This window comes from Actinosynnema sp. NPDC023658 (assembly GCF_040639995.1).
GTDB lineage: Bacteria > Actinomycetota > Actinomycetes > Mycobacteriales > Pseudonocardiaceae > Actinosynnema.
Genome location: NZ_JBFAAX010000244.1, coordinates 478 through 8,385, shown reverse-complemented (window position 1 = coordinate 8,385; position 7,908 = coordinate 478). Strand labels below are relative to the sequence as shown.

The 7,908-nt window shown below is 68.9% G+C and carries 7 protein-coding genes and 2 pseudogenes; 3 read left to right on the top strand and 6 right to left on the bottom strand.

Annotation, left to right across the window (positions count from 1 at the left end; translation table 11 throughout):
• A pseudogene (locus AB0G02_RS22340) lies at positions 1-534 on the bottom strand (hypothetical protein); the annotation flags it as partial.
• A 574-nt stretch (positions 535-1,108) separates the two neighbouring features.
• Here AB0G02_RS22340 and AB0G02_RS22335 point away from each other — a divergent pair.
• The 3 genes and pseudogenes from AB0G02_RS22335 to AB0G02_RS22325 form a co-directional block, all read left to right on the top strand.
• Positions 1,109-1,585: a hypothetical protein gene (locus AB0G02_RS22335; protein ID WP_360797402.1), complete on the top strand. Its 477-nt coding sequence runs from the start codon at positions 1,109-1,111 to the stop codon at positions 1,583-1,585.
• A 308-nt stretch (positions 1,586-1,893) separates the two neighbouring features.
• Positions 1,894-2,589 (top strand): NPCBM/NEW2 domain-containing protein, encoded by a 696-nt coding sequence (locus AB0G02_RS22330; protein ID WP_360797401.1) that lies wholly within the window; start codon positions 1,894-1,896, stop codon positions 2,587-2,589.
• A 54-nt stretch (positions 2,590-2,643) separates the two neighbouring features.
• Positions 2,644-2,736: pseudogene (locus tag AB0G02_RS22325) on the top strand (IS5/IS1182 family transposase); the annotation flags it as partial.
• 35 nt (positions 2,737-2,771) lie between these two features.
• Here the strand turns inward: AB0G02_RS22325 and AB0G02_RS22320 are convergent.
• The 5 genes from AB0G02_RS22320 to AB0G02_RS22300 form a co-directional block, all read right to left on the bottom strand.
• Entirely contained in the window at positions 2,772-3,437 is a 666-nt protein-coding gene (locus AB0G02_RS22320; RefSeq protein ID WP_360797400.1) for a lytic polysaccharide monooxygenase, read from the bottom strand.
• Between the two features lie 417 nt (positions 3,438-3,854).
• Positions 3,855-4,385 carry a DoxX family protein gene (locus AB0G02_RS22315; protein ID WP_360797399.1) on the bottom strand — a complete coding sequence of 177 codons (531 nt, stop codon included), beginning with the start codon at positions 4,383-4,385 and terminating at the stop codon, positions 3,855-3,857.
• Complete coding sequence (locus AB0G02_RS22310; RefSeq protein ID WP_360797398.1) at positions 4,382-4,795, bottom strand: hypothetical protein; 414 nt, start codon at positions 4,793-4,795, stop codon at positions 4,382-4,384. Before AB0G02_RS22310 ends, AB0G02_RS22315 begins: the two co-directional genes overlap by 4 nt.
• 66 nt (positions 4,796-4,861) lie before the next feature.
• Positions 4,862-5,569, bottom strand: a complete 708-nt coding sequence (locus tag AB0G02_RS22305; RefSeq protein WP_360797397.1) for a hypothetical protein — start codon at positions 5,567-5,569, stop codon at positions 4,862-4,864.
• 312 nt (positions 5,570-5,881) lie between these two features.
• On the bottom strand, positions 5,882-7,908 hold a 2,027-nt coding region (locus tag AB0G02_RS22300; protein WP_360797396.1), incomplete at its 5' end, for a family 49 glycosyl hydrolase.

Genomic DNA, 7,908 nt, shown 5'->3' with positions numbered 1-7,908 from the left:
GTTGTCGCCCCACGCGAGCACCGCACCACCCTTGACGGCGAGGCTGTGGCCGTAGCCGGCGGCGACGGCGGTGACCCCTGACGAGGCCGCTGCCGGCACGGTGGTCTGCCCCTTGCTGTTGTCACCCCAGGCGACCACCGAGCCGGTGGATCCGCTGATCGTCACCGCCAGGTTGTGGAACTGGCCGGCGGCGATCGCGATGACCCCTGCGGTGGCCGCCGCCGGTACGCTGCACTGCTTCTTGCTGTTGTCACCCCAGGCCAGCGCCACTCCGGCCCTCAGCGCCAGGCTGTGGAACTCGCCGGCGGCGACGGCGCGCACCCCGGAGCCGGCGATCGCCGGAACGGCGGTCTGCTGGTAGTCGTTCAAGCCCCAGGCGAGCACCGCCCCGTTCTTCAGCGCCAAGCTGTGACGGCTGCCGGCCGCGACGGCCGTGACCCCGGTCCCGGCCGCGGCGGGGACGGTGTTCTGCCCCTGGGCCTCGCGGCCCCAGACCAGCGCCGCCCCTGAAGCGGTTGCAGCACGTACCGACATGCGATTCTCCCGATTTCGTGGGCACACCGCATCACCGCACGCCACTTCGGGCGACCTGCTCGGTGGATGTGCATCAATCCGCGCCTCGTCGGCAAAGTATTGTCCGCCGGTCTCAAGCGGGGAATCCGCCGATCGGGCAGCGACCATTTCGGTGAGCGTCCGGCACCCTCGACAACGGCGGACCGCGACCGACTGCCACCGGAACCGGCAACCCCGAAGTGGTGCCGTAGCAGGGTTTGCCGTGGTACTCGCCAAAATCGGGCGGATATGCCCAGCCGACAGCATGTCCTTTTCGGCCTTCTCCGGGATCCGGTTTTTCTGGTCACGCCCCGGTGTCCGGAGTTGGCGTTCGGGTGGCCGTCAGGGTGTTGAGAACCGGCGATCGGCTATTCGCTGCGGCTGTTCGGTCGATTATGCGCCTGTGGGGTGCGTGCGCCGACCCGGACCCTGCACTCCTGTGTTGCCGCGGCGCCGCGGATGCCCGCCACGCCCTCGACGGCCCTGGCGGCGGGTGGTGGACGCGCAAGGGAGATCTCCCCTGTCCTCACCTCGTCCCTCCCCCGCTACACCGGCGTTGTCCGCAGCGGTGCGCGGTCGGCTGTCGGCCCTGGTCGCGACGGTCGCGCTGCTCACGGCGGGGCTGGTCGCGTTGGCCACCGCCGCCGGCACGAGACCCGCCGACCCCACCACCGCCTACGTCGCCAACTTCAACGACGACACCGCGTCGGTGATCAACCTCGCGACCAACGCGGTCACCGGCACCATCGGCGGCCTGCCCGGAGCGGGGTTCACCGCAGTGAGCCCGAACGGCCGCGCCCTCTACGTCACCCAGGGAAACGCGAACAAGGTGACGCTGACCGACACGCCACCAACCCCGTCCACCGCACGTCCCCGACCCGGCGACCTGGGTGGTGGTCAGCCCTTCCGGCGACCGCCTGTACGTCGGCAGCAAGACCGGCAACTCGGTGATCGTCAGTGGTCCACGTGGTTCGCCGGGTGGCACGAGGCCGCCGTGGACGGCGGTGACCGGCGGGGTCGGGGAGGGTGGTGAGGACGGCGACGACCCGTTCCACCACGGCGGGAAGGTCCGGGACGGTGTTCGAGGAACACCAGCGCGTGGAGCCGTGGGCCGGGCACGGTGTCGAGGTGGGGGAAGTCCCTCGCGATGATGCTCTCAGCCCGGGCGGTGAAGAACTCGCGCCCCGCCGTGCTCGTCACAGAGCCGAGAGCCGCCCTTGTAACGAGCTCGTCGAAATTCCGCTCTAGCGGGTGGACGCATCAACGACGAGGAGACCACGCATGCCCGCCCTTGCACCTGGCGCCCGACGAAAGTGGTACGTCGCCCTGGCGGGAGTACTCGTGGCCGTGCTGGCGTTCCTGGCCAACATCGACGGCACGGTGGGCTTCTTCGAGCGCCTGTTGGGCTCCGGAGAAGACAGCCGGACCAGCGCTCCCGACGGGGGCCAGGTCGCGGGGCCGGGGCCGTTGGATACCACGACCTCCTCGCCCGCGACCGCACCACGCGTCGAGAAAACCACCCAGTCGGCCGAACTGCCACCGGCCGCCACCACGATCGTGGAGCAACCGCAGACCTCCGGGAACGCGCCGGCACCACGGTCGGTGGAGGGTTGGTACAACCTGACGGCCTACCGCACCTTGGGCGGAGGCAACGGGTTCTACTTCGTGAACTCCATCGACATCGGGTCGGCCTCGTACTCGGACAGCATCCGCGCTTCCTACTCGTCCTCGACTGCCGACCCCAACAACCATCAGACCTGGCAGAGCGGCGGGAAATGCACCCGGTTCTCGGCATGGGTCGGCAAGGACGCTGCCTCTTCTTCATCGACGGGTACCGGCCGCTTCGTCATCAAGGCGGAAGACGTCGAGATCGCCTCGGCCGAGGCCACCATGGCCACCGCCGCGCAGCACATCGACATCGACATCACCGGCGTGGTGCGCCTGACGCTGTTCGACACCCGCGGGGGCCGGGACGCCGACAACGCCTGGGGAACCCCTCGGGTCTACTGCACCGCACCACCCGGCAAGGCGCGGTAGGCGTGGCCTTCCACCGACCCGCAGGACGTGGGTTCCTGCGACAGCCAGTCGACCGCGCACCGCCGTCGGATCGGCAGCAAGTGGCGGCGCCTCGATCCCGGTCGCCAAGCGCCGTTGGCCCTGACACGTCTTCGGTGCGGCGGCACCGCCCCGCTCATCGCGGGGCGGTGCCGTTCCGGAGGTCAGCCGAAGTCGACGTCACTGCACAGGAAGTACTTCTGGTCCATGTGCGATGCCTTCCAGATCGTGACGAGGACGTGTCGGCCGCTGTAGCCGGAGGTGGACACGTCGGTCTTGTACTCGAACTGGGAGCCGTACCGCCCGGTCTGCTTGATGAAGTCCAGGTCGCCCCAGCCGATCATGGAGCTCGTGGGGTCGAAGCCCTGCTTGGTGATGTAGATCTTCAGGTAGTCGGCGCCGTGCCGGGCCACGTCCTGCACGGTGACGGGGAAGCTGCTGCCGACGCTGGTGGTCTTCCAGGGGCCGGGGTTGTCCATGGGGGCGTAGCGCCCGCCCTCCGAGCGCCCTGCGCTGCAGATCTGCCCGTCGGGGATGACGCTCTCGATGTTCTCACCCAGGTTGTTGGCGTACAGGGCGTTCCAGTTCCACATGGCGTCGGGGCTCTGGTGCCAGGCCAGGTAGCACATGAAGTCCTGCTCCTGCATGCCAGGCGCGTCGGGGCCGTTCCAGCGGGTGGCGCAGCCGTAGTTGCGGGTCGGCGGGTCGACGACGGTGCCGTGGGCCGAGGCGGCGGTCGGCTGGAAGGCCAGCGCCGAGGCGATGAGGGACAGCAGTAGCGCGAGGTGCAGGGCGGTCCGGCGTCGAAGTGCGGGTGATGTGGTGTGCATGCGGTTGCCTCCATGTGTGAGGTGGTGCCGGCGGCGGGGAACGGTGGGCGGCAGGAGTTCGTCCGGGATCTCCGGGCGCGGTGTTCGGGGCGGTGGCGTCGCCGAGCCCGACGACCCCACCGCTTCTGCACGAGCGGGACCAGCCGGCCGCCACCGAGCGGTCCCGCTCACCCCCTGCGCGGTCGGGCCACGAGGGGGGCGTTCTGTGGGTGGCATCGGCTGCGACGCCAGGTGCCTGCTCGACGTCGTTCCGACCCACCGGCTGAGTTGATGCGGGACAGGTCGCGATCGGTGCGGTGTTGTCCGCGGCGATCCCGTCCACGTGCGGCGACGCGTCATCCTTGAAGGCGGCGCATCGCTCGTTCATTCGCTGGCTAGCACCCGTGAGCGCGCTGCCCCTGGCGTATCAGCCCTCAGTCAGTCGGTGGCGGGAGCGGTGACGGGGCGCTGCGCCTCGACCCCGACCGCTCTCCTGTCGCTTCGACCGCCGCTGTGCGGTTCGGGGACTGCACGTTCCACCTCGTCGCGGTCGTTCCCGACGTCGAGCGGGCGCCTGGCCTGCCGCGACCGGTCTGCGGACATGAGCACCAGGCACGCGGTGATCAGGACCAAGTTCTTGACGACGAACTCGCCCTCGGTGGTGAGCAGCAGCGGGTTGCCCGCCTGGAACGCGGCCTGTGGCTGGACGACCAGCACCAGGAACGTCCCCAGCAGGTGCACCAGGGCGACAGCCGCCACCCAGCGCAGCAGGCGACCGAGCCACAGCGCCGCGCCGAGCACGATCTCCGCCGTTCCGAGCGAGACCAGCAGGAACCCCCGGTCGAGCCAGGGCACGGTGCGGGCGACCAGGTCGGCGACCGGTGTCACGTCAGCGACCTTGAGGGCGCCGAACCAGATGAACACCAGACCGAGCGAGCCGCGCAGCAGCGTCACCGCGCGGGCGGTCACGGTGCACCGCAGGTGGTGGTGTCGACGGGGTCGACGCGCCACTGCCCGTCGTGCAGGCGCAGCAGGTGCTCACCGGTGCGTTCGCCGTGTCGCCAGGAGACCCGGGCGAGGTCCGGCCCGTCCGCGACGACGCCGAGCACCTCGTAGGGGACTCCGGGCTCGCAGTGCGCGAGCCGGTCGACGAACGCCTCCCGCGGATCGTGCTGCTGGGCGTCGGCGGTCCACATGTCCCACGCCGTGGTCGGGTCGCCGCCCGAGAGCAGGCCGAGGTAGGTGGTGGCGACCCCGCGCAACCGCGCGGCGTCCTCCGCCGTCATCGAGTGGTGCTGGTGGTGCGAGTGGTCGGCTCCACCGGACGCGCATCCGGCGGAGACCGCGACGGTCAGGGCAAGGCAGACAAGGGTTCTCACGTGGATCCTCCCCGGGGTGGCCGGGCAGCGGCCCCGCGTCGTTGCGAGGCCGCCACCCACCTGGCGTCAGTTGCCCAGGCGCTTGGTGCCGTACTGGGAAATCCAGTTGTTGCCACCGACGTTCATGTCCGCCAGGACCTCGACGGAGTCGCGCGTCGCCTCCAGGCTCATCGAGGCCTGGTTGGAACCGGCGAGCTCGTAGGTCCAGGTCTGCCCGACCGGGATGGTGCGGTCGGCCGGCGGCACGTCGTGGAACCCGAACCGGATGATGTAGTGCGACTCGCCGTTGCCGCGCGGAACCTCGACGTAGTCCTGCTGGGGGTGTCCGTACTGGACGGACGCCCGGTAGTGGTGGTCGACGGAACCGGAGGGGGCGCGGAACTTCAGCACCAGGCAGTCGGTGTGCACGGGCGCGCTGCTGGAGTTGGTGAAGATGAGCTTGCGGCTGCCGTAGGAGGTGCCGCCTTCGAGCTGGACCTTGACCGACAGGCCGACGTTGCTCTGGAAGCCCGCGTTCAGCGGCTCGTCCAGGACCGGGTTGCGGCTCGGCACGGCGTAGTCCGTGCCCCGCCGGCACCGCTCCAGGGGTGAACCGTCCACGGAGGACGGACCGTCCGGGTACTGCTGGCCGTGGGCCGCCGGTCCCGCGCTCACGGGGGACGTGACCGCGACGACGTTCGCGTTCGCGGGCAGCGAGGACACGACGAATGCCGCGGACAGCGCGAGACCGACGACTCCGGTGGCGGACCAGGCCGCCTTGGCCGTTTTCTTCATGGGTGTGCCTCCGTCAGGAGCGGAAGGAAGCACCGGGGGAAATGTGTCCCGCCGGAGCTGGAACACCGTGGCGGCGGCTTCTTCAGATTAGTGAGACGAGCTTTTTACTGTCAACGAGGAAAACCGGCGGCACTCGATCAGACCAATAGCTTCTTCGAATGACGGGAATTTCGGGCCGATTCTTTTTGCGGGCACGTTTCCACGGCGGACCGTCCGTTCATGGCGGGCCGCTCGTCGATTGTGAAGAGGAACGGGCCGGTGGCCGCCCGTGGGGTGGTGTGGAGCGGGTCGGCGGCCACCGCCGGGTGGCGATCAGGTGGTGAGGGTCCACTTCTGGCTGGTCCAGGCGCCGCAGTCCCACAGGTGCAGGCGGGCGCCGTCGGCGGTGCTCTGGCCCTCGATGTCCAGGCAGCGGCCGGACTTGAGGTTCTTCAGGGTGCCGTTGGACTGGAAGGCCCACTTCTGGCTGTCCCAGGTGCCGCAGTCCCACAGGTGGGCCTTGGTGCCGTTGGCGGTGGCGCCGCCTTCGACGTCCAGGCACTTGCCGGCGGACTTCAGTTGCTCCCCGTCGAGCGCCCAGGTCATGGAGGGTGAGTCGGCGCAGGTCCACTGCTGGATGGCGGTGCCGTTCGCCGTGCCGCCGCCCGCGCGGTCGATGCACTTGGCGGTCGCGCCGTTGACGATCTCGCCGCCGGTGACCGGACCCGGGCCCGGGTTGTTGCCGCCGGGGCCCCAGGCGTTCCAGTTGTCCCAGGTCTCGGCGTCGAAGCCGATCCGGCCGAGCTGGTCGGCGGCCCAGTTGGTGCCGGACTTGTCGATGACGGTGCCGCCGACGGTGTAGTTCTCCAGCTTCAGGCCGCGGCTGTCCCGGGTCTCGTTGCCCAGGACCACCTTCTGCCCACCGCTGTTGCTGTACCGCTTGAGGAGGCTGACCTGCGAGGACGCGTCCAGGTGGCTCCAGGCGTCGATCTTGAGGTTCTTGACGTGGATGTTCTCGGTGCTGGACAGGGCGAAGACGCGGATGGCGCAGTTGGTCATGCCTTCGACGGTGATGTTCTCGAAGGTCATGTTCCTCACCCACGCGTTGGGGTCGGCCTTGGTGGTCGAGCCCATGTCCTCCCAGTGGGAGGAGGAGTTGAGGATGCAGGTGTTGTACTTGACGTCCTTCCAGTACATCCGGTTGTGGATGACGTGGGTGTTGCCGACGCGCACGTTGTCGATGTTGCGCGGGGTCCAGCCCCACTGGATGACCGGGCCGTTCTCGTTCTTCCAGACGACGGTGTTATCGATGCTGACGTCGCTGTGGTACATCTTCAGCACGTCGTCGTTGGCGTTGAAGAACGTGTTCTTCATGGTGCTGCCGCGGTAGAGCTCGATGCCGTCGGTCTGCCAGTACCAGGAGCCGACCTGCTTGTAGTTCTCGACCCGCATGCTGAAGGTCTGCTCGTCGCCGTAGACGACGAACGAGTGGTACGGCGGCTCGTTGACGGTCACGCCCTGCAGGTCCAGGTGCTGCTGCCGGCCCTGGGCCGAGGCGAACTGGAGCATCTTCACGCAGGTGGAGTGGCAGTTGGACGCGCCGGAGAGGTGGTCGTAGTAGTTGGCGGTGTCGGCCTCGTAGACGTACTGCTCACCGGAGAGCACGCCGTACCCGGTCACCTTGTACAGGCCCTGGCTGTCGTCGGGGAAGCGGATGGCGCCCTTCACGTACGCGCCGGGCGCCAGGTAGACCCACTTGACCTGCTTGGGCAGCAGCGCGTGGTACTTCGAGGTCATGTAGTAGGTGCCGGGCCGGAAGTAGACGATTTCCTCGCTGATCGTGTTCAGGTTGGTGACCTGCCCCTGCGGCGGGTAGTAGGTGCTGCCCGAGGCCGCGGTCGGGATCAGCCGGTCCCGCTCCGCCCCGGTGGACGCCGGTTCGGCGAAGACCATCATGGAGTTGCGCGGCTCGGTGTGGATGGCGCGGTTGCCGCCGCCCGACTCGGTGGTGAGCTTGCCCGCGTCACCGGCCGGGCCCGACATGTCGTTGTAGGCCGTGTAGAGCTGCGGGTCGAACTCGACCGAGAAGCGGTAGCCCGCCGCGTTGTAGGGGACCTTGACGCGGACGGTGTCACCGTCGACGAGCTGCTTGGCGAAGTTCAGGCTGCTGGGCTTGATCTTGACCTGGTCGGCCGAGGAGATGCTCTGGCCGGTGCGCAGGGAGACGTCGACCCACACGTCCGTGGCGTACTGGAAGGACGACCAGCTCATCGTCAGGTTCGCCGACGAGGAGAACTCGGCGCCGTCCTCCTTGGTGTAGCCGATCTTGCCCTTGCCGCTGCGCGGGATGCTCATGTACG

Coding starts and splice junctions, on each gene's coding strand:
- AB0G02_RS22305 (WP_360797397.1), bottom strand. CDS start 5,569: ATGAAGAAAACGGCCAAGGCGGCCTGGTCCGCCACCGGAGTCGTCGGT.
- AB0G02_RS22320 (WP_360797400.1), bottom strand. CDS start 3,437: ATGCACACCACATCACCCGCACTTCGACGCCGGACCGCCCTGCACCTC.